Consider the following 21,930-nt stretch of genomic DNA (forward strand, 5'->3'; position numbering starts at 1 on the left):
ATAACACCATGATCACCAGACGGTCCGCGCTCCTGCTGGTCTCAGCAGCAGGCGTTTACGCCCCGCAGAATGCACTGGCCAGCGCTTCTGCGCGGGAGATCATGTGGGATGACCTGATCCCACCCGGCGTGCCCTACTCTGAGATTATCGGAGAGGGTGACATCGACGAGGTCAACGATTTCTGGAACCCGATCTATGACGAGAACGGGGTCAAGCTGAACGAAGCGCTGGACGGTGCCCTTATCCGCATGCCGGGCTTTATCATTCCCTTTGACGTCACTGCCGAAGGTGTCACCGAGTTTATGCTGGTACCCTATGTCGGCGCCTGTATCCACGTGCCGCCCCCACCGGCCAACCAGTTGGTGATGGTCCGCGCCAGAGATCCCTGGCCCGATGATGCGCTGTGGGATCCGGTCTGGGTCACGGGCATCATGCGCACCGAACTGCAGTCAACTGAACTGGGCCAGACCGGCTATTCGCTGGTCGCGGATGAAATGGAAACTTACGAATGGTAACGCGACGCCACCTGCTGACGGGTCTTTCTGCTGCGGCGCTGATGCCGCGCGCGGGCCTCGCCGAAGAGGTCACAGACCTCGAATGGCGCGACCTGCTGCCCGAGGGTACCTCGTGGGTACCGCAGGTTATCCAGGAGTTCATCGACCACCAGAGCCCGCCTACGTCGAGCCGGCAGCCTGCATCCAGCGGCGTGCGCACAGACTGGAACGGTCAGATCGTGCGGCTGCCCGGGTTTATCCTGCCCATCGAACACCGCGGTACGGGCGTCACGGCCTTTATCCTGGTGCCCTATGTCGGGGCCTGCGTGCATGTGCCGCCGCCGCCCGCCAACCAGCTGGTGTTTGTCACCACGAACGAGCCCTATGAGAGCACCGGTCTTTTTGAGCCGGTGCGTGTCACGGGAATGTTTGGTGTCTCATCAATGTCAACGCAGCTAGCGGACATCGGCTATGCGCTGTCGGCTGACCGGATAGACCCTTTCGAGCTCTGAAGTTTTCGCCGGATCAGAACGGTATGTCATCGGCGGCATTGACGAACTTTGCCACGACTTTCTTGGTGCCTGCCTTTTCAAAGGCGATCTCAAGCTTGTCACCTTCGATCCCCTGAACCGCGCCATAGCCAAACTTCTGATGGAACACCCGCTCGCCCACGGTGAAACTGGAGACAGCGTTCATGTCGATCACTGTATTGCGGGTCTCGCGCGGCTGGCTCATGGGCCGTTCCTGCGAGCGGGCCTGAAGGCGCCGCCAGCCCGGCGAATTATAGACATTCGCCTCGGCCGCCGCCTCGTGCAGCGTTGAAGTCGGCGCCGCAGCGCCATAGCCGCCGCCGTAAAGCCCCGGCGGGGTCAGCACATCCACATGTTCCTCGGGCAGCTCGTCGATGAAGCGCGACGGCATGGAGTTCTGCCACTGGCCAAACACCCGCCGGTTGGCAGCAAAGGAGATTGTACAGACCTCTTCGGCGCGGGTGATGCCCACATAGGCAAGCCGCCGTTCTTCCTCGAGGCCCTTCACACCGCTTTCGTCCATAGACCGCTGCGACGGAAACAACCCGTCTTCCCAGCCCGGCAGGAAAACGACGGGAAACTCCAGCCCCTTGGCCGCGTGCAGGGTCATGATGGACACCTTTTCCCCGGCGTGCTCGCTTTCGTTGTCCATGATCAGACTGACGTGTTCCAGAAAACCCTGCAGGTTCTCAAACCCTTCGAGCGCTTTGACCAGTTCTTTGAGGTTTTCCAGCCGCCCCGGCGCCTCAGGCGTTTTGTCGTTCTGCCAGTGCTCGGTATAGCCGCTCTCGTCCAGGATCATCTCAGCCAGTTCCACATGACTGATCTCAGGTCGGCCCTCTCCGCCTGCATCCAGCACCGCGTCATCGTCCAGCAGAATGCGCGCCTGCACCTGGTCCCGCCAGCGGTCGATCCCTTCGACCAGCTGCGCCAGTGCATTACCACCCTTGCCGCCGATGGCTTTGGTCTGCACAACGATGCGCGCGCCTTCAAACAGGCTCACGCCATTCTCGCGTGCGGTGCGCTGGATCGTCTGCTGCGCCTTGTCACCCAGCCCCCGTTTGGGTGTGTTCACGATCCGCTCAAAGGCGAGGTCATCATCCGGGCTGACGACAACCCGGAAATAGGCCATGGCGTCGCGGATCTCCATCCGCTCGTAAAAGCGCGGGCCGCCGATGACGCGGTACGGCAGACCGATGGTCAGAAACCGGTCCTCAAAGGCGCGCATCTGGTGTGAAGCGCGCACGAGGATCGCGATTTCGTCCAGTGCAAATCCGTGGGGTAACGGGCTGTTATCTAAGCCGGCTGATGACAGGGCAGATTGTCTCTGTAAATTTACCTCATGGATGTCACCCATCGGATGCTTAGAAAGCTGGCCTCCTTTTGCTCGCCGGTCCATCTCTTGTTGATTTGTTTGCGACCGAACATTGAGGCGGTCTCGAAAACGCCCTCTCCCTGCTTTCGCATCATCTATCTGTTCGCCTACCCATCGAGCTTCTTCTTCTCCGTCCCAAAGCCCCATGAGACCTACAAGTTTCCCTTGCTTGGCATTCGTCCACAGCTCTTTACCCAGACGCCCCTGATTGCCCCGGATCACGCCCGAGGCTGCCTTGAGAATGTGCGGTGTCGAGCGATAGTTCTGCTCCAGCCGCACCACATGCGCGCCCGGAAAATCCTTTTCAAACCGCAGGATATTGCCCACCTCAGCCCCGCGCCAGCCATAGATCGACTGGTCATCATCGCCTACACAGCAGATGTTTTTATGCCCGCCCGCCAGCAGGCGCAGCCACAAATACTGGGCCACGTTGGTATCCTGATATTCGTCCACGAGGATATAGCGGAACCAGCGCTGGTACTGTTCCAGCACATCCGGATGGTTCTGGAAAATCGTGACCATATGCAGCAGCAGATCGCCAAAATCTGTCGCGTTCAGCTCAATCAGGCGTTTCTGATACTGGGCATACAGGGCCACACCACGGTGATTATAGGCACCCGCATCCGCCGATGGCACCTTGTCCGGCGTCAGTGCGCGGTTTTTCCAGCCGTCGATAATGCTGGCCAGTTGCCGCGCAGGCCAGCGTTTGTCGTCAATACCATCCGCCGCCACCAGCTGTTTGAGCAGCCGCAGCTGGTCGTCTGTATCCAGAATGGTAAAATTCGATTTCAGCCCGGCGAGCTCGGCATGCCGGCGCAGCAGTTTGACACAGATCGCATGGAACGTACCCAGCCAGGGCATCCCCTCGACAGGCTGGCCAAGCATTTTCGACACGCGGATTTTCATCTCGCGGGCGGCTTTGTTCGTAAATGTTACAGCCAGGATTTCATTCGGACGTGCGACGCCCCGGTTCAGCAGATGTACTATCCGCGCGGTCAGCGCGCGGGTTTTTCCCGTACCGGCCCCTGCCAGCATCAGCACCGGACCTTCCAGTTGCTCGACCGCCGCGCGCTGCGCAGGGTTCAGCCCGTCAAGATAGGGTTGCGGCCGCGCCGCTATGGCCCGCGCGCTCAGTGAGGCACCTTCAAAGGCGTCCATTTCATCGAAACTGCTCATAGAGCAACTTTACTCCGGCACGCCGGAAAGTGAAAGAGACGTTCACACAATGTTCCGCTCTGGTGTCCGGGCTGGACAATTGCCTGATCTGACGCACAAATACGCGGATGGACCTGCACAGCACCTACCCGGCGATCAGCGACCTGCGCGCCAGAGCGCGCCGGCGCATCCCGAAATTCGTCTGGGAATATCTCGACTCGGCCACCGGATCCGAGGCCACAAAACACCGCAACCGCGCAGGCCTGGATCGTGTGGGTCTGATGCCTTCAGTCCTGCACGGTGAATTCACACCCGATCTCAGCTGTAGCCTGCTGGGCCGCGACCTGCCGCTGCCCTTTGGTGTGGCGCCGGTCGGCATGTCCGGTCTGATGTGGCCGGACGCCGAAGGCCACCTCGCACGTTCTGCGGCCCGGGCGGGCATCCCCTATACGCTCTCGACAGTTGCCAGCCAGTCGCCCGAGGATATCGCCCCGCACCTGGGACCAGAGGCATGGTTTCAGATGTACCCACCCCGCGATGAGGATATCCGCCGCGACATGTTGGCGCGCGCCAAAACCGCCGGGTTTTCGACCCTGGTGCTGACCGTTGATGTGCCCGTGGCATCACGCCGCGAACGCCAGACACGGTCCGGCCTGACCCAGCCGCCCCACCTGACACCGCGCCTGCTGGCCCAGATCGCAACCTGCCCGGCTTGGACCATCGGGATGGCGCAGCGCGGCATGCCTCGGATGCGCGGCCTCGAGAAATACACACCCAAAACGACCACTGCGCTGTCCTCGACGCAGCACGCAGGCTATCTGCTGCGCACCTCACCGGACCGGGATTATGTCAGCTGGTTGCGCGACGCCTGGGACGGACCGCTGGTGATCAAAGGGGTGCTGCGGCCGGAAGACGCCGGGCTGCTGGAAAAACAGGGGGTTGATGCGCTCTGGGTTTCGAACCACGCGGGCCGCCAGTTCGACGCCGCCCCGGCCAGCATCGACGCTCTGCCGCTGATACGCGCGGCAACCGGTTTGCCGCTGATTTTTGATTCCGGCATCGAAAGCGGCCTTGATATTCTGCGCGCTCTTGCGCTGGGGGCAGACTTTGTGATGCTCGGACGCGCTTTTCACTATGCGCTTGCGGCACTGGGGCCTGAGGGCATTGATCATCTTGTCGATATTCTGCGCAAAGACCTCGAGGCAAACATGGGCCAGCTCGGCGCGGGGGGCATTGGCACCCTGCCCGCCCCGTTTCAACTGACCTGACCCGTCAGAACCCCTTGTCCGGGCTGTCAGAGTGCGAAGAAATTGCCTTTCTCGCCGCAGCGCGGCATAGTGCGTTTGTCTACCCAGTACTACGCGTTTACGCGCAGCACTAAAGCGCCTAAACAAACGCCACTGCCAGAACGCAAGGGGCCCCAATGCCAGACTTCAAGAAAATCCTGATCGCCAACCGCGGTGAAATCGCCATCCGCATCATGCGGGCCGCCAACGAGATGGGAAAGAAAACGGTCGCCGTCTATGCCGAAGAGGACAAACTCGGCCTTCACCGTTTCAAGGCAGACGAAGCTTATCGCATCGGAGAGGGTCTGGGGCCTGTGGCGGCCTATCTCAGTATTGATGAAATGATACGCGTGGCCAAAGCCTGTGGCGCGGATGCGATCCACCCGGGCTATGGTCTGCTGTCAGAGAACCCTGCCTTTGTTGACGCCTGCGACCAGAATGGCATCACCTTTATCGGCCCGCGAGCGGATACGATGCGCGCTCTTGGTGACAAAGCATCGGCCCGACGGGTCGCTGTGGAGGCCGGCGTGCCGGTCATTCCGGCCACAGAAGTGCTCGGCGATGACATGAAAGCCATCAGGACAGAAGCCAGCGAGATCGGTTACCCGTTGATGCTCAAAGCCTCCTGGGGCGGCGGCGGCCGGGGCATGCGGCCGATCCTTGAGGAAAGCGAACTCGAGGAAAAAGTCCGCGAAGGCCGGCGGGAAGCAGAAGCCGCGTTCGGCAACGGCGAGGGTTATCTGGAAAAGATGATCATGAAAGCCCGCCACGTCGAGGTACAGATCCTGGGCGACAAACACGGAGGCATGTACCACCTCTATGAACGCGACTGTTCGGTCCAGCGCCGCAACCAGAAAGTCGTCGAACGCGCCCCTGCCCCCTACCTGACGGAAGCCCAGCGCGCCGAGGTCTGCGAGCTGGGGTATAAAATCTGCAAACACGTGAATTATGAATGTGCCGGCACCGTCGAATTCCTGATGGATATGGCGGATGGCAAATTCTACTTCATCGAGGTGAACCCGCGCGTTCAGGTCGAGCACACCGTCACCGAGGAAGTCACCGGTATCGACATCGTTCAGGCCCAGATCCTGATCGCCGAGGGCAAGACCATCGCCGAAGCCACAAACAAGCCCACGCAGGACGACGTGCGCCTGAATGGCCACGCGCTGCAGACCCGGATCACCACAGAAGACCCGCAGAATAATTTCATTCCCGACTATGGCCGCATCACCGCGTTCCGCGAGGCAACCGGCATGGGCATCCGGCTGGACGGTGGCACCGCTTATTCGGGCGGCGTGATCACCCGTTATTACGACAGCCTGCTGGTCAAGGTGACAGCCAAGGCCCAGACACCCGAAGCCGCAATTGCCCGCATGGACCGGGCACTGAGGGAATTCCGTATTCGCGGGGTCAGCACCAACATCGCCTTTGTCGAGAACCTGCTGAAGCACCCCACCTTTCTGGACAACACCTACCACACCAAATTCATCGACGAGACACCGGATCTTTTCCAGTTTTCCAAGCGCCGCGACCGCGGCACCAAGGTCCTGACCTATATCGCGGATATTACGGTGAACGGGCATCCGGAAACCAAGGACCACCCGCGCCCGGCGGCCCACGTCAAAGACCCCAGGCCACCCGCCCTGCGCGCCGAGCCGACGATGGGCACGCGCAACCTGCTGGAGCAGAAAGGCCCGCAGGCGGTTGCCGACTGGATGAAGCAGCAGCGGCAGTTGCTGATCACTGATACCACCATGCGCGACGGGCATCAGTCACTGCTGGCCACGCGGATGCGCAGCCACGACATGATAAAGGTCGCACCGGCCTATTCCGCTAATCTGCCGCAGCTTTTCAGCGTTGAATGCTGGGGTGGTGCCACCTTCGATGTGGCGTACCGGTTCCTGCAGGAATGCCCGTGGCAACGCCTGCGCGATCTGCGCGCGGCGATGCCCAACCTGATGACACAGATGCTGCTGCGCGCCTCCAACGGCGTGGGCTACACCAATTACCCGGACAACGTCGTGCAGGAATTTGTGCGGGTCGCCGCCAACACCGGCGTTGATGTCTTCCGCGTGTTTGACAGCCTGAACTGGGTCGAGAACATGCGCGTCGCGATGGACGCAGTGATCGAGGCCGACAAGGTCTGCGAAGGCACGATCTGTTATACCGGCGACATCAACGACCCGGACCGCGCCAAGTACAACCTGAAATACTATGTCGATATGGGCAAAGAGCTGCGCGATGCCGGGGCCCACGTACTGGGCCTCAAGGATATGGCCGGTCTGCTGAAACCCGCCGCTGCGCGCCAGCTGATCAAAGCGCTGAAAACCGAGGTCGGTCTTCCGATCCACTTCCACACACATGACACAGCGGGCGTGGCCTGTGCCACCATCCTCGCCGCCTCAGAGGCCGGTGTGGACGCCGTGGATTGCGCCATGGACGCGCTGTCCGGCAATACAAGCCAGGCGACCCTGGGGTCTGTCGTCTCTGCGCTGCACCATACCGACCGGGACACCGGGCTGGACATGTCGGCCGTGCGCGAGATCTCGGACTACTGGGAAGAAGTACGCGGGCATTACGCCGCATTCGAGACCGGCATGCAGGCCCCCTCGTCCGAGGTTTACTTGCACGAAATGCCCGGCGGGCAGTTCACCAACCTCAAAGCCCAGGCGGCCTCTCTGGGGCTGGACGACCGCTGGCCCGAGGTCGCCCGCACCTATGCGGATGTGAACAAGATGTTCGGCGATATCGTCAAGGTCACGCCCTCCTCCAAGGTTGTGGGTGATATGGCGCTGATGATGGTGGCCCAGGGCCTGAGCCGCGCCGAGGTCGAGGACCCCGGCACCGACGTGTCCTTTCCCGACAGCGTGGTCGACATGATGCGCGGAAATCTTGGTCAGCCCCCAGGTGGTTTCCCCGACGCCATCATGAAAAAGGTGCTCAAGGACGAAAAGCCCAATCTGGAGCGCCCTGGCAAACACCTGCCTGCAACAGATCTTGAGAAGGTCCGTCAGGAAGTAACAGAAGCCCTTGAAGGTAAAGAGATCGATGACGAGGACCTGAGCGGGTATCTGATGTATCCCAAAGTATTCCTCGATTACATGGGGCGCCACCGGACCTATGGGCCCGTCCGTACGCTGCCGACCCGCACCTTCTTTTACGGGATGGAGCCGGGCGAGGAAATCACAGCAGAGATCGACCCGGGCAAGACCCTGGAAATCCGGCTGCAGGCGGTTGGCGAAACAAACGAGGACGGCGAGGTCAAAGTCTTCTTTGAACTCAACGGCCAGCCGCGCGTCATCCGCGTACCGAACCGCCTTGTAAAAGCCAGTACGTCGCAACGGCCAAAAGCCGAGACAGGCAATGCCAACCACATCGGCGCGCCGATGCCGGGCGTTGTAGCCTCCGTCGCGGCGACGACCGGCGCAAAGGTCAATGCGGGCGATCTCTTACTGACCATCGAGGCGATGAAAATGGAAACCGGCATTCATGCCGAACGTGCGGCTGTGGTCAAAGCGGTACATGTCCAGCCCGGTGGCCAGATCGATGCCAAGGATCTGCTGATCGAACTGGAATAACCCGTCTGATCGCACCGACAGCCCCCAAAGAACCTGCGGAAGCCTCCGCGGGTTTTTTTCACAGGTGCCACGAAAAACGGCCCTCCCGGAGAAGAGCCGCTCTGTCAGTTCTGAAAGGAAGCCTCAGGCTTTGCGGAAACGGCGCATTGCGCCCAGTCCACCCAGACCCGCGACAAGCATCCAGCCCGCAGCGGGAAGCGGTACCATCGGCGGATCTTCCGGGTCCATGGGTCGCTCGCCGGTCTTGTACCACAGATCGAGATGCGAATAATTGTTGGACAGGTTGCCGTTGTCAAAGATACTCCACGTGCCGGACCACATGTAGTCATCGTCAGGCGCGACCATGAAAGCGGCATAGTTTGAGCCCTGTTTGAAGCCCAGTACAATCGCAACAACGTCGACGGTGTCCTTCAGATCAATGGCCCAGGTCGTGTCCGAAGGTGTCGCGTCGGTCAGACCATCGGTGTAGCCGATATAATCATTACCTTCCGCGCCATCTGACTTGTCGGCGAGCTTGAATGTCATGCCTCCGAATGCCGTCCATGAGACGTCTCCATCCGAGTCCGTGTTGCTGTAGTTCGGCTGCGTTCCGCTGCACTGGACATCGGAAACCCCGGTCACCGCTGACGCCAGTATCTCTTTCCCGTCTCTGCCCTGCGGGAAAAAGCAACTGCCTTCTCCGAGACCATCCATATCCGGATCATCGAAACCGGCAACGGCGGCATATGCGCCGCTGCCGAGTGCTGCAGCCATTGAAAAGGCGAGCGCTCCTGCCAGAAAAACTTTCATTTTAAACTCCATACCCTGTCGGACCACATCAGAAGTCCGGGCTTTCAAAACATTTCAGGGCACCCCACCCTGTCTTCAATAATCCGAGTATCTCCTGACCGGTTCACCGAAACAATAGCAGTGCCCAACTCTTGCCACATTTCCCGCAAATCTTCCCGTGGAGCGGGAAAAAACCGCTTTTTCAGGGCGATAAGGGGCCTTTCTCAGCCTGCTCATCCGGAATTTTATGGTTTCCGCACCAGCGTTCCGGGCGATTCGCCGCGTCCCTTGCGCTGATCGGCAGCACCCTTTTGACCGCTTTCGCCGGCGAGAACCTTACATTTACCTTGCGCCCGGCATGGTGCCGACGTCATCTGCGGGAATGAAACTTTCGGCGTTTTCTATCCTTGTTCCTGACTACGGTTCCGGTCTGGCATTCTTCCGCGACACACTCGGTTTTGACCTGTGCGAGGATGTGGATCAGGGACGCAAACGCTGGATCACACTCCGCGCCCCCGGCTCGGACACGCGTATCGTTCTGGCGCGTGCGGATACACCGGCACAACAGGCAGCCATCGGCAACCAGGCGGGTGAACGCGTCTGGCTGTTTCTGCAGACCGACGATTTTGAGCGCGACCACACACGGCTGACGCGTGCGGGTATCATTTTTGAAGAAGAGCCGCGCGACGAGCCTTATGGTCGGGTAGCGGTTTTCAGGGACCCTTTCGGGAACCGCTGGGATCTGATCTGCCCCGGGCCAACACCCCTCTGAACCGCACGGGTCACGTGTGGCCGGGATACTTCAAATTAATTACGTCAGTGCCTATTTTTCACTTGCAGAGCCGACCCAGCAAAGCTATTCCACGCGCACCCAAGGATGCGGGCGTAGCTCAGGGGTAGAGCATAACCTTGCCAAGGTTAGGGTCGGGCGTTCGAATCGCCTCGCCCGCTCCAATGGGAACCTTCGGAAAACAGAGCGTTACGGACGGTGATATCCGGTCACCCGGACCACCGGTAAGAGCCAGCCGCCAGGTTCAGGCTGAACACTCATACATCCGGATGTTTACCGCGTTAAATTTACTGCGTCCGCAGGCCGGGCGCGGGCACGCAGTACTTATGCACCAAGCATCGCAGCCGCTTTTACGAAGAAGTCTTCGGCGCCAAAGTTGCCGGATTTCAGAGCGACCACAAGATCAGGCCCGGCCCGCAGTGCAGGTACGCCGGGGTCAATCTCCGGGCCGATACGGAGTTCGTTCAGGTCCAGAGCTTCGATCACGGCACCTGATGTCTCCCCTCCCGCGGTTATGATCCGAGTGACGCCCCCGGCCACCGCCAGGCGGGCCACCCCGGCAAAGAACTCTTCGATGGCCTCCGCCGCGACCGCGCGGCCAAAGCGGTCCTGCACGGCCTTCACCACATCCGGATCAGCCGAGCTGTAAACCAGCGGGATACCGGCTTGTGCCAGCGCCCAGTCACGCACGGCGGCAGGCGTCACGCGGCCTTCGATAATGTCTTCGGCCAGAACCTCACGTGCCGGATTTTCAGCGGCATGCAGGGCCACCTGAGCCCGCGTCGCGGAAGAGCACGAGCCGGAGAGCGCAAGTACAGGACCGGACTGGCCCTCCCACTCGGGTGTCCCGGGCGTACAGCCAAAATTTGCGGGCAGGCCAAGAGCCACACCCGAACCGCCGGTCACCAGTTTCAGAGGGGCGGCCGCGCGGCCGATCTGCATCAGATCCTCGTCGCGGATCGCATCAACGACAACGTGCCGCCTGCCCGCCTGACGTTCCGCCTCAAGACCACTGGCAATCGCGTCCGCGCCGGCAAAAACCGTCTGCGCCGGAACATGGCCGACCGGGTATCTGCTCTGCAGTGCCATCCAGCGGCGCAGATCGGGATCGGTCATGGGTGTCAGCGGGTGATTTTCCATGCCGCTTTCACTCAGCAGAGTATCTTTCACAAAAAGATGCCCCTGATAGACAGAGCGTCCCGTGCCGGGAAAGGCCGGGCAAACGATGACCGGATCTGCGCCGAGTGCGTCAGCCAGAGCATCCGCAACGGGGCCGATGTTACCCTGAGGTGTCGAATCGAACGTCGAGCAGTATTTGAAAAAGAACTGCGTGCATCCCTGTGCCTGAAGCCAGTCAAGCGCGGCCAGCGACTGTGCCACGGCCTCGTCGGGGTCAATCGAACGTGACTTGAGCGCAATCACGCCTGCTTCGACATCTGCCGCTGCAGGATCGGTCGGGATACCGGAATACTGGACAACCCGCATTCCCTGTCTGGACAAAGTATTTCCAAGATCGCTGGACCCGGTGAAATCGTCCCCTATGCACCCGAGTTTCATGATTTACCTTTCGGCAAAGACAGTCCTGCCCGGTCCGCATAGACCTTGGCCACGGCGGCGTCGTCCTCTGCTCCAAGTCCCATATCCACAGCCCGCGCATACTGAGCCAGCGCCGTTTCCGTGATCGGCGCATCAAAGCCGACTGACTTTGCCGCTTCCAGCACGATCCCAAGATCTTTTGGCCAGATGTTGATCTGACTGTGCGGTGTATAGTCACCTTCGACCACATGGGGCGCGCGGTTCTCCAGCATCCAGGAGTTGCCTGCACATCTGGTGATCACCTCAACAAAAGTGCCGGGATCAATCCCCTGGGTCATCCCGAATGTGAGTGCTTCGCCCATGGCCGCAATATGCACTCCCGCCAGCAACTGGTTTACCGCCTTCATCGCAGATCCGGCGCCTGCGGCATCACCGAGGCGGAACACCGTTTCTGCGGTGGCTTCAAGGATCGGATCAGCCGCTGAAAAGGCCGCGGCTGAACCTGACGCCATAATGCTGAGCCGTCCCGCAGCTGCCTTGACGGAGCCGCCCGAGATCGGTGCGTCAAGATAAAGAACATCCCGCTCAGCGCAGCGTGCTTCCATGTCCCGCGCAAAGTCAGGCGGCACTGTGGCGCAGGCCATGACGAGTGCCCCCGGCTTCAGGTGAGGCACCAGACCGTCGTCTCCGAAGAGCACGTTTTCGACCTGTGCCGCATTGAGCACCACCACGACCAAGGCATCCAGCTCGGGCAGCCTGTCCGCAAGGGGCGTATCCGCCCCGCCCTCTGCCACAAAGCGCGCAACGTTTTCGGGCACAACGTCGACCCCGTGCACAGTGCACCCGGCCCGCAGGCATGACACTGCCATGCCGTAGCCCATCGAACCCAGTCCAACGACAGCGATGTTGAGGCTCATAATTGTTTTCCTTTCCGTCCGGCCAGAACATGAGCCGCATCCCGCCGTGTGGTATGGACGCGGTAGACCCTGTCCGACGAGGTAATGAACATGGTCTGACCGTCCGTTCCGCCAAAGCACAGGTTTGAGGTTTGTTGCGGCAGCCGGATTTTCCCGATGAGTGCGCCCTCAGGTGACAGACAATGCACCCCGTCAAGCGCTGACGTCCAGACGAAACCTTCGTGGTCGACCCGGAAACCGTCGGGCACACCGGGGGCGATCACCGCAAAGACCCGCCCGTTTGAAAGGGTCAGGCCGTCCACATCGAACACACGGATATGGTGCGGGAGATCGTAGTCTATTCCGGGAAAACTTGCGCCCTTTATCGCGCCGGAATCCGCCACATAAAGACGGCTCTCATCGGGGGAAAACGCAAGACCGTTGGGCTTGTCGAAATCCGTGGCAACGGCGTGCAGCGTGCCGTCCGGTGCTGCGCAATACACATAGCAGCCGCCGATCTCGCTTTGAGCCGGGTAGCCTTCGATATCAGAGTTGATGCCATAGGGCGGATCTGTAAACCACACGGAGCCATCCGAGCACACCACCACGTCATTGGGCGAATTCAGCCGCCTGCCCTCAAAATGCCCGGCAATAACGTCGACCGCGCCCGGGTCGGTCGGATCATGACGACGGATCACCCGCCGCCCGCCGTGTTCGCAGGATACCATCCGCCCGGAGAGATCCAGTGTATTGCCATTGGCGAACTCGCTGTTCTCCAGCGCCACCTGCGCACCAGTGGCCTCGCTCCAGCGCATCATGCGCTTGTTCGGGATATCGTTGAAAAACAGCTGGCCATCCAGCCAGACAGGCCCCTCAGTCCAGACGTACCCGTCGGCGATCTGCTCGGGCGCGCCCGTGGTGTCGACAAAGGTCCCGAACAGAGGATCGACCGAGATGAAACGGGGTGAAGTCATGCAACGGCTCCTTTCCGCAGTGTCTGAAACAGCAGCATAATCAGAATGATGGTGCCGAAGATGATGTTACGCCATGCGTCGTCGATCTGCATCACCGACAGGATTGACGTCAGCAGTGTGATGAACAGCGCTCCCCCGACAGTACCAAAGAGCCCGCCGCGGCCGCCCAGAATAGACGTGCCCCCGATCACGACCGCCGCGATGGTGGGCAGCAGGAAGGGATCGCCCATGCTCTGGTAGGCCTGATTGGCGTAGCCGGCCAGCATCACACCGCCCAGTGCAGAACACATGCCCGCGATCGCGAAGGCCGCAAACACCACGGAAGGTGTGGAAACACCGGACAGAAACGTGGCCTTTTCGTTGAATCCGATGGATCGCAGATAGCGCCCGAACGGGGTGCGCGTCAGAAACCAGGCCAGTGCGGCGGAAAGAGCGATCCAGATCAGGAAACTGACCGGCAGGCCAAGGAGATCCCCCGAAGCCATAGCGATCATCAGGGGGCTCGACTCGCCCTTTGGATTGAAGCCGCCGGTATTCAGCACCGCAAGGCCCAGCAGCATTGAGTTTACTGCCAGTGTCCAGACCATCGAAGGAATGCGCAGGATCGCGACACCCAGACCGTTGATCACACCAATAAGCGCACCGAAAGCAAGAGCCGCAGGCACCGCAAGCGCACTTAAAACCGGGTTGCCTGACCCCACCAGTGCTGTCGACAGAATGGCTGCACCCGTCAGAACCCACGGCACCGACAGATCAATGTGGCCCAGCAGGATGACGATGGTCGCACCTGTGGCCAGAAGGCCGAGGAAGGCCGCGATCTGCAGTTGCTGTGACAGGTAATCCGCGCTCAGCACCTGCGGGAAGAAGAAGCTGCCACCAAGGATCAGGAGTACCACCCCTGCGTAAGGCATCAGGCTGTCAACAGAGAGGCTGCGCAGCATTATGAAAACACCTCCAGCTTGTTGCGGGCGCGCAGTACATCTGCTCCGCCGATGGCGATGGCCGCGGCAAGGATCAAGCCCTCGAAAAGCGGCTGCGCGAGCGAGGGGATGCCGGAAAAGAACATCAGCGAGGCGATTGTTTTGAGGATGAACGCACCCGCCAGAGCACCGATCAGCGAACCGACACCGCCGCGCAGCAGAACACCTCCGAGCACAACGGCGGCTATGGAATTCAGCGTAAAGCCTGCCGCTATTCCCGCATCACCCGTGGTTGTCACGAAGCTGTAAAACAGCCCGGCCAGACCACCGAACAACCCCGCGAGTGTGAAGGCCGCCAGACGGATGAACCTGGTATTGATCCCCGACTGAAATGCCGCCTGCTCGGAAGAGCCGAGCGCGTACAGACCCAGACCCAGCCCGGTACGCCGGAACGGCAACCAGAAGCCGGCCACGATGACGAGTGTGATGACCAGGGCGGTCGGTATGCCAAGAACGTCCAGCGTCACCGCATCGGCCAGATCATAATTTACCGCGCCGCCCGGTGTAGGCCGCAGCAGAAGCGCCAGCCCGACAAATACAGACGCTGTGGCAAGGGTAACGACAATTGGCTGAATACGTCCAAAGACGATGATCAACCCGTTGAGCAGACCACAGAGGGCACCGACAATGACAACGGCAACCATGCCCGACGCGATCCCCGCAGCGGAGCCATCCAGCAGATAGGACGCCACGCAGTTGGTCAGCGCCATCACCGCCCCGACCGACAGATCAATCCCGCGAACAACAACCGCAAAAAACTGGGCGCAGGCCGCGAGGCCGAGGATCAGACACTGATTGGCCCAGATCGTCATTACATAGGTGGATGCGCCGCGCGGGTGCGTGCCGAGATAAGTGGCCAGAAGCGCGACAAGAACGACACCCGCAATCACCTCGCGTCTGTTCGATTTCATATAATCAGCCATGGGCCGCTCGCGATTCAGGCGCCACATTGAGCGCAGCGGCAATGATATTCTCTGGTGTCAGGTCATCGCCATTCAGCGAGGCGATAATCTCGCCGTCAAAGAACACGTGGGTCTCGTCGCAGAGCTGGATCAGTTCTTCATAGTCCGTGCTCAGCAGGACAATTGCCGTGCCCTGATCAGCCAGCTGGCGCAGCATCGCGTAAATCTGGGTCTTGGTTTTAACATCGATGCCGCGTGTCGGATCGGCCAGCAGCAGACAGCGTGGCTTGAGCGCCAGCCATTTAGCCAGCACAACTTTCTGCTGATTTCCGCCAGAAAGGGACGACACCGGCAGATCGAGCCCGCCATGCCTGAGAGCAAGCTGCTCAAGCGAGCTGGCGTAAAGCGCTCCGTCCCCGGCATCCAGATCCGGGCGTCCCAGTGCCGCGAGCGCAAGGTTCTCGCGTATACTCTGATCCAGGATCAGGCCTTCGGTCTTGCGGTCCTCCGGAATATAGGCGAGGCCAACCTCCTGCTGTTTTGCCTGCTTCGGGCTGTTGATGTCCGTCGATGCGCCGCCAATGGCAGTGGTGCCCTCAGCTTTGCGCAGCAGACCAAAGAGCCCCATCAGAAACGCGCCCTGTCCCTGCCCGTCCAGCCCGCCCAGTCCAACGATCTGTCCGCGGCGCACGGTCAGATCAATATCGCGCACCCGTCCGTCCCAGGAAAAATTGCGAACATCCAGAACGACCTCCGCATCACTCCCGACAGGGATTTTTGCAGGGAACAGTTCCTCAATCTTCTGACCGACCATCATGTTGATGATCTCTTTGTAATCATACGCACCCTTCATGAAGGTTTCCACGCGCCGACCATTGCGGAAGACCGACACCCGGTCCGCCAGTGCCTCAATTTCGTGGAAGCGATGAGAGATAAACAGGATGGCGATGCCATTGTCGCGTTCTTCCCGCACAAGCCCGAACACCCGTTCCACCACCGATGCGCTGAGTGCCGAGGTTGCCTCGTCAAGTATCAGAAGCCGTGGTCGCTTCATGATCGCCTTGGCAATCTCAACCTGCTGGCGCTGCGGCAGCGTCAGGTCCGACACCCGTGCGCCCATGCGTATCTGTGCGCCGTCTATCCGGGCAAGTACATCCTGCGCCCTGGCCAGACTGTCACCGCTGAGCCATCCGATCCCCGCACCCGGGGACCCCAGAAGCAAATTCTCCCGGACGGTCAGATCCGGCACCAGCGACAGTTCCTGGAACATGCATACGAGCCCGTGATTCAGGGCCGCCCGGGGGCTGTTCAGTAAAACGTCCCGCCCGTCCACACGCAGTTGTCCGTGCGTTGGCTGCAGCACACCGGCGATCAGTTTCATCAGCGTTGATTTTCCGGCGCCGTTCTCGCCAAGAACCGCGTGAACCTCGCCTGCGTTGCACTGGAAATCAACACCGTCGAGCGCCCGTGTCGCTCCGAAATGCATGGAGATCCCCCGCATCTCAAGCAAGGGTGCCGTATTGTCTGACATGATGACCACTTTCGAGAAGATGCAGCGGCACGACACCTGCCGTGCCGCTGCGGGTCAGGTAGAAGGTTCCCGTTGCTCAGGTGTTGTCGGGCGACTGGCCCAACAGCTCTTCAGGTGTGAAGGGCGCAAAGCACTCGGCATAACCTGTTCCGGTGTTGAAAGACTTCGGAAGGTCCGGAAAATAGTTCACACCAGCCTCCAGCTCGTCAGATTTTACCTGCGGGATTGGCAGATAGACGGTTTGTGGCAGTTCGTTTCCTTCCAGCAGAGCCACAGCCGCTTCGAGCGCGATGGCCGACATAGCAGGCGCCTGGCTGGCCGAAATGCCCGGAATGTCCAGCTCGCTCATCAGCATACGCACGCCGTTCTCGCCGTCGACACCCATCGGAACAATGGGGTGGCCTGCAGATTGCATTGCGTTGATCGAACCCGCCGATCCGTGCTGTGACACAACAGCATCGAATTCACCATGCGTCGCAAGAGCGTCCGCAACCACCTTCTGGCTCGTCCCGGTATCCCAGTTGCCGACAACCTCTACGATCTCAAGGCCATCGACCTGTTCCAGGACACTCATCATACCAAGACGACGATCACGGTCCGTCGCATTGCCGGGCAAACCGTTGACCATCAGAATCTTGTCGGCCTCGCCGCCGAGGATGTCCATGACCGTGCGGGCCTTGAGCGCGCCCAGGTCCTTCTGGCTTTCATTGATCTGAACCACTTTGTCAGTATCGAGCACGTTGTCGAAAGGTACCAGAACGGTGCCGGCGCGTTCGGCACGACGGATGACCGGCTCAAACGCTGTCGGGTTCACCGCAATAAACGTGATCGCGTCGTAACCCGCAGCTATGAAGTTATCGATGGCCGCGATCTGCGCTGCGCTGTCATTGCCAACCGACACTACGGTAAATTCGTCAATCTTGCCCGCATTCTCCGGTCTGGCGGCCCACGCCTTGGCCGACTGGATCGCCTGAATGCGCCAGTCGTTTCCGGCAAATCCATTGACGAAGGCAAGTTTGTACGGGCCTTCCTTTGCGTCATAGGAAACGGACGATGTTCCAGGCGCCGGAGCAAAACATTCCGGACGATAGGTATCTGCAAATGCGACGCCTGCAGACGCCACGAAGATGGCCGAGCTGAGTAGCAGTTTCTTCATTTTTCCTCCCAGGCGGTCACACCGCCACCCTGTAAATTCATTTGATGCGCGACGTATGTTTACGTAAACACATTGCACTGAACGTAAATGTTTACGTAAACATACGTCAAGCAATGAATCGGAAGACACACCCGAAATGGCAAGACGGCGATCACCGGACGCGAACAGGGCACTGCCCACGATGCATGATGTGGCCCGTGAAGCGGGCGTCAGCCAGATGACGGTTTCGCGCGTGATGCGCAGTGCGGGTTACATTTCAAAAGATGTGAGAAAAGAAGTGGTTACCGCGGCCAGAAAGATCGGATACGTGCACAACCGACTGGCCGGAGGAAACGCATCCTATGACAACCCGATAGTCGGTGTCGTAGTACCGACGATGCAGAACCGCGTGTTCACAGAAGTATTGTCCGGAATCAATGACGCACTCGATGAAAGCGGCCTCAGACCGGTTTTCGGGGTATCCGAATATTCACCGGAGACGGAAGAGGATCTTGTTTTTGACCTCTTGTCCTGGCGCCCGCGTGGTCTGATTCTGCCAGGTCTGGAGCACACAGACTCACTGCGGAAGATCATCGCCCAGACCGGTGTACGCGTCGCGGAAATCATGGACACCGATGGTGATCCTATCTCTGCCTGTTTCGGGTTTTCCCAGATCAGGGCCGGTCAGGAAATGGCCCGGCACCTTATTGAACGCGGGCACCGGACGTTTGGCTATGTGGGCAGTCAGGGCGGGCTGGATCTGCGCGCAACCAAACGCTTTGAGGCTTTCGCAAAAGTCATCAGAGAAGCCGGTGCGCAGATAGTTGCAACTGAAACGTCCGAGGACGCCTCCTCCATGGAAGTCGGGCGCACGATCACCAACCGTATTCTGCAACGGGACGGGCGGCCAGATGCGATCTACTTTGCAAACGATGATATGGCCGCTGGCGGACTGATGCACTGTCTTGCCGAAGGGATTTCCACGCCGGACGAGATAGCTCTGGCGGGTTTCAATGGTCTCGCGTTTTTGTCCGCGTTGCCCAGACTGGTGACAACGACGGTGACACCGCGCTACGACATCGGTCTTGCTGCCGCGCGCTGGCTCATGGAGCCGGAGGATCATCCGGGCGTGAACAGAGTAGAAATTCCAGCCCGGTTGCGGATCGGACAAACAACGTGAACACGACATCTTTGCAATATCTGAAATGACCCCTGTTTCGCGCACCCTTTTGCCAGCGCATTAACCCTTCTTCGCAAGCTCTGAAGAACGATATTCGGCAAAGCTCCCTGACTTCAGCTTTCATCAACGTGGAAGCCATCAATGGTCTGGTGCATTGATGTCAGAAGGCTCCACACAGGATGTGAAGCCAGTGTGCAGCAAAGGCCATTGCCGCCTCACACAACTGCTGACGTCACGCGCGGGTTCAGCATGCCAACCAACGCGACCTGCCGGCTCCGGCCGGGTTCGTCACTGCGGAATCGGTCACCGCGCTGTGGCCGGTTTCAGTGATCAGATTTTATCGCGCCGCACCTTTTTCCGCGAAACCGATTGCAGAGCCATTGGCAGGTGTGAGGTTTCTACTGACCCGTCGCAAGTTGCCTGCTGACAGTGACACTGCACAGCGCCGCCACCAGACACAGGAGGCACACCACCACACCTGCGGCGGCGAGCTGCGTGTCCGCCAGAACAGCGACCGTCACGATGCCCCCAAGCCGTGCAAACGTAATGTCCAGGCTCGTGGATACCGCGCTCATGCCTTCCGGCGCGAACCTGAGGATCAGCTGAGTAGACGGAGCATTGCTGCAGGCCAGACCAGAGCCAACCAGCACCGCAGACATTACTAGGAGAAACAGGTTGTCGGTATAGAACAGGAGCGGCAGAGCAGTCGCAATAAGCAGCGGCGCGGCGAGCATCACAGTCCGGATATGAGGCTTGTCGACGAGATTTCGCAACAGAGTACTTGAGCCCGAGAATGTCAGCCACATGACCGACAGCAGAAAGCCTACGCTCGCCGCCTCCACCTCATTTCCCGACAGCCAGACTGGCAGACGAAAAAGAAAGTAGGTGATCGATCCGTATGTACAGAAAACATAGATGAACGTTAACCACAGATTCCGGGCCCGAAACAGCCTGGCATAGTCCATTTTGGCACGGGTTTGCCGTGCCGGCCCGTCAGCCATCGCATAACCGATGAGAATTGCCACGGCGAGAACTGCAATCACAGCATTCAGAATGAATGCCAGACGCCAGTTACTGCCATCAAGGAATGTAGCATAAATCAAAGGCGCAAATGCGGCGACATACCCGGCGATGCTGCCCCAGACAATCAGCATACGCCCGGGTCTGTGCGGGGACGCACGCGTCAGCAACAGTGGGATCAGCGGAGAGAATATGCCGCCCCCCAGGCCCTGCAACACCCGGCCGGCGATGAGCGCCTCGAAACTGTCTGACGCAGCAACAAGCAGCGACCCGGCAGCAAACAGCGCCACACCGCAGCCAAACACCTTTCGCGTACCGAGAGTATCGCCGCACCATCCGCCCAGCAGGACGCCGAGGGCAACAGCGATACCATAGGAATTAAACACCCATGCCAGATCAGCAACCGACAGGCCGAACTGATCCCGGATAGCAGGCAGCAGAAGCGGCACAAGCGTAAGCTCCATCACAAAAGCAATGTTTGCCGCGATCGGGCCAACGATCGCGGTTGGCGATGAAACGGCGACTGCCGGGCTTCTGCCTATTTCCGGTGTGTGTGAACCCATCGCCCCCTGCCGTCCGTCAGATTATTGCTCTGGCATCAAGAACACCGCTGACGTCCGTCCCGCCATTGGTTCTGACGGCGGAAACACCGGCTGGTCGCTGCAGGTTGAGCGGCTCCCGGCCGACCAGATTGGCCATGTCGTTGGCCCCCATCCAGATCAGGTAGTCTTCCTCGGTGACCTGCATATCAGGGCCCAGCCACCGGCCAGGTTCACAGTGATTATAGCCGTATCTGAGATGTGCACCTTTGGCCCCCAGCTGCTTTGGAACGAAGGCAAAAACAAAAGAGGGGGTCCAGGCACCGACCATGACTTCAAGCAGAACACGCGACAAGAGCGCTGTAGCACCCTGGCTGCGCGGGCCGCCAAGGCCGCGTGCTCGCAGCCAGAAGTCGCCCTGATAACAGACTTTGCCTGTGATAATCCGCAAAGCTTCCGGCCCGGAGTAAAATGTCTGGTCAGGATCGGGTGTGGTGTCGGGGGTAATATACTTGTGCCGGTGATCATGCAGGTGTGTTGCAAGCGTCGTACCGGTCAGATCCAGGAGGCGTACCGCCTGCGTGTGGATCAACTCACCGTTCGGGTTGAACCCGCAGATCCAGAACCCGTTTCCGCGATCAATATAGGAACTGGCGACATCAAACATCGGATAGATCGCGCCCCGGTCTTTCTGCTGGCTGCGAAGCGCACGGTAACGTGCAAAATCGTCACCGATCTCGATTGTGATACCTGAGGCTTCAAGGTCCTGCATAATGCCGGACAGTTGTTTCGTCAGCTCAAACAGCCTGCTCGGTAAAATACCCATCAAGCTTACCCTCTCTACTCGGAAAAATACTTATCCAGTCTACCCGCTCGACCCGCCGGAGAGTGCAGGCTCCCATCATTTGGTTAATGATGTGTTAGCCACCTTTCCGTTCTGGCAAGATTCCGCGTCGGTTGCTGCCTTGTGTGGCCGTCATGCCATAAATGTGGAAGTAACAGAGAACAGCCCTGAATCCTCTCTGGCGGAGATAGCGCTTGGCGCCGGTTCAGAAGCAGCGCCTCCACGGAATCTGACCGGATACGACCCGGGTAGCCGAGGACATCCCGCCATGTGCTTCCAGCAGCTTTGTGAGCCAGTGTGTTCAGAGCCCTATCGGGTCCGGGTCTCACAGCGCGGTATGTTCCGACCTTCCGTCTTGCCGGTACACCTGCGGGTACCGCGTGTGGTTCAATAAGTTTGACGTTGCGGCGAACTGCC

Annotated in this window: 17 protein-coding genes and 1 tRNA gene; 7 read left to right on the plus strand and 11 right to left on the minus strand. The window is 59.8% G+C overall.

What is annotated here, in order from left to right; all coding sequences use genetic code 11:
- The first annotated feature begins 8 nt into the window (after positions 1–8).
- Both Q0792_RS14880 and Q0792_RS14885 read left to right on the plus strand, forming a co-directional pair.
- Positions 9–515 (plus strand): DUF3299 domain-containing protein, encoded by a 507-nt coding sequence (locus Q0792_RS14880; RefSeq protein ID WP_298842387.1) that lies wholly within the window; start codon positions 9–11, stop codon positions 513–515.
- The gene (locus Q0792_RS14885) at positions 509–1,006 is read left to right on the plus strand and encodes a DUF3299 domain-containing protein (protein WP_298842390.1); all 498 of its coding nucleotides are present in this window, start codon (positions 509–511) and stop codon (positions 1,004–1,006) included. The genes Q0792_RS14880 and Q0792_RS14885 overlap by 7 nt, the downstream gene beginning before the upstream one ends.
- Before the next feature lie 13 nt (positions 1,007–1,019).
- On the opposite strand, the gene Q0792_RS14890 is transcribed toward Q0792_RS14885, so the two are convergent.
- A complete protein-coding gene (locus Q0792_RS14890) occupies positions 1,020–3,575 on the minus strand; it encodes an ATP-dependent helicase (RefSeq protein WP_298842393.1) in 2,556 nt (851 codons plus the stop codon).
- A 107-nt stretch (positions 3,576–3,682) separates the two neighbouring features.
- Between Q0792_RS14890 and Q0792_RS14895 the strand changes: the two genes are divergently transcribed.
- Positions 3,683–4,822, plus strand: coding sequence for an alpha-hydroxy acid oxidase (locus Q0792_RS14895; protein ID WP_298842395.1), 1,140 nt, complete (start codon positions 3,683–3,685; stop codon positions 4,820–4,822).
- A 155-nt stretch (positions 4,823–4,977) separates the two neighbouring features.
- Positions 4,978–8,418 (plus strand): pyruvate carboxylase, encoded by a 3,441-nt coding sequence (locus Q0792_RS14900; RefSeq protein WP_298842397.1) that lies wholly within the window; start codon positions 4,978–4,980, stop codon positions 8,416–8,418.
- 123 nt (positions 8,419–8,541) lie between these two features.
- On the opposite strand, the gene Q0792_RS14905 is transcribed toward Q0792_RS14900, so the two are convergent.
- Positions 8,542–9,207 carry a VPLPA-CTERM sorting domain-containing protein gene (locus Q0792_RS14905; protein WP_298842400.1) on the minus strand — a complete coding sequence of 222 codons (666 nt, stop codon included), beginning with the start codon at positions 9,205–9,207 and terminating at the stop codon, positions 8,542–8,544.
- Positions 9,208–9,568: 361 nt separating this feature from the next.
- Between Q0792_RS14905 and Q0792_RS14910 the strand changes: the two genes are divergently transcribed.
- Positions 9,569–9,958, plus strand: coding sequence for a VOC family protein (locus Q0792_RS14910; protein WP_298842403.1), 390 nt, complete (start codon positions 9,569–9,571; stop codon positions 9,956–9,958).
- 107 nt (positions 9,959–10,065) lie between these two features.
- Positions 10,066–10,140 (plus strand) — tRNA-Gly (locus Q0792_RS14915).
- Between the two features lie 160 nt (positions 10,141–10,300).
- On the opposite strand, the gene otnK is transcribed toward Q0792_RS14915, so the two are convergent.
- The 7 genes from otnK to Q0792_RS14950 all read right to left on the minus strand — a co-directional run bounded on the left by otnK (position 10,301) and on the right by Q0792_RS14950 (position 17,951).
- Positions 10,301–11,533, minus strand: a complete 1,233-nt coding sequence (gene otnK, locus Q0792_RS14920) for a 3-oxo-tetronate kinase (protein ID WP_298842406.1) — start codon at positions 11,531–11,533, stop codon at positions 10,301–10,303.
- The gene (gene ltnD / locus Q0792_RS14925) at positions 11,530–12,429 is read right to left on the minus strand and encodes an L-threonate dehydrogenase (protein ID WP_298842409.1); all 900 of its coding nucleotides are present in this window, start codon (positions 12,427–12,429) and stop codon (positions 11,530–11,532) included. The genes otnK and ltnD overlap by 4 nt, the downstream gene beginning before the upstream one ends.
- Positions 12,426–13,382, minus strand: coding sequence for an SMP-30/gluconolactonase/LRE family protein (locus Q0792_RS14930; RefSeq protein ID WP_298842412.1), 957 nt, complete (start codon positions 13,380–13,382; stop codon positions 12,426–12,428). Before Q0792_RS14930 ends, ltnD begins: the two co-directional genes overlap by 4 nt.
- Complete coding sequence (locus Q0792_RS14935) at positions 13,379–14,323, minus strand: ABC transporter permease (RefSeq protein WP_298842415.1); 945 nt, start codon at positions 14,321–14,323, stop codon at positions 13,379–13,381. Before Q0792_RS14935 ends, Q0792_RS14930 begins: the two co-directional genes overlap by 4 nt.
- Positions 14,323–15,285: an ABC transporter permease gene (locus Q0792_RS14940; protein WP_298842418.1), complete on the minus strand. Its 963-nt coding sequence runs from the start codon at positions 15,283–15,285 to the stop codon at positions 14,323–14,325. Before Q0792_RS14940 ends, Q0792_RS14935 begins: the two co-directional genes overlap by 1 nt.
- The gene (locus Q0792_RS14945; protein WP_298842421.1) at positions 15,278–16,795 is read right to left on the minus strand and encodes a sugar ABC transporter ATP-binding protein; all 1,518 of its coding nucleotides are present in this window, start codon (positions 16,793–16,795) and stop codon (positions 15,278–15,280) included. The genes Q0792_RS14940 and Q0792_RS14945 overlap by 8 nt, the downstream gene beginning before the upstream one ends.
- A gap of 76 nt (positions 16,796–16,871) precedes the next feature.
- Positions 16,872–17,951 carry a sugar ABC transporter substrate-binding protein gene (locus Q0792_RS14950; protein WP_298842424.1) on the minus strand — a complete coding sequence of 360 codons (1,080 nt, stop codon included), beginning with the start codon at positions 17,949–17,951 and terminating at the stop codon, positions 16,872–16,874.
- Between the two features lie 136 nt (positions 17,952–18,087).
- Here Q0792_RS14950 and Q0792_RS14955 point away from each other — a divergent pair, with 136 nt between their 5' ends.
- Positions 18,088–19,110, plus strand: a complete 1,023-nt coding sequence (locus Q0792_RS14955) for a LacI family DNA-binding transcriptional regulator (RefSeq protein WP_298842427.1) — start codon at positions 18,088–18,090, stop codon at positions 19,108–19,110.
- Positions 19,111–19,508: 398 nt separating this feature from the next.
- Here the strand turns inward: Q0792_RS14955 and Q0792_RS14960 are convergent, their stop codons facing one another.
- The gene (locus Q0792_RS14960) at positions 19,509–20,693 is read right to left on the minus strand and encodes an MFS transporter (RefSeq protein ID WP_298842430.1); all 1,185 of its coding nucleotides are present in this window, start codon (positions 20,691–20,693) and stop codon (positions 19,509–19,511) included.
- A gap of 16 nt (positions 20,694–20,709) precedes the next feature.
- Complete coding sequence (locus Q0792_RS14965) at positions 20,710–21,495, minus strand: hypothetical protein (protein WP_298842433.1); 786 nt, start codon at positions 21,493–21,495, stop codon at positions 20,710–20,712.
- Positions 21,496–21,930: the final 435 nt, after the last annotated feature.

Source organism: uncultured Roseobacter sp., from assembly GCF_947495025.1.
Lineage (GTDB): Bacteria > Pseudomonadota > Alphaproteobacteria > Rhodobacterales > Rhodobacteraceae > Roseobacter.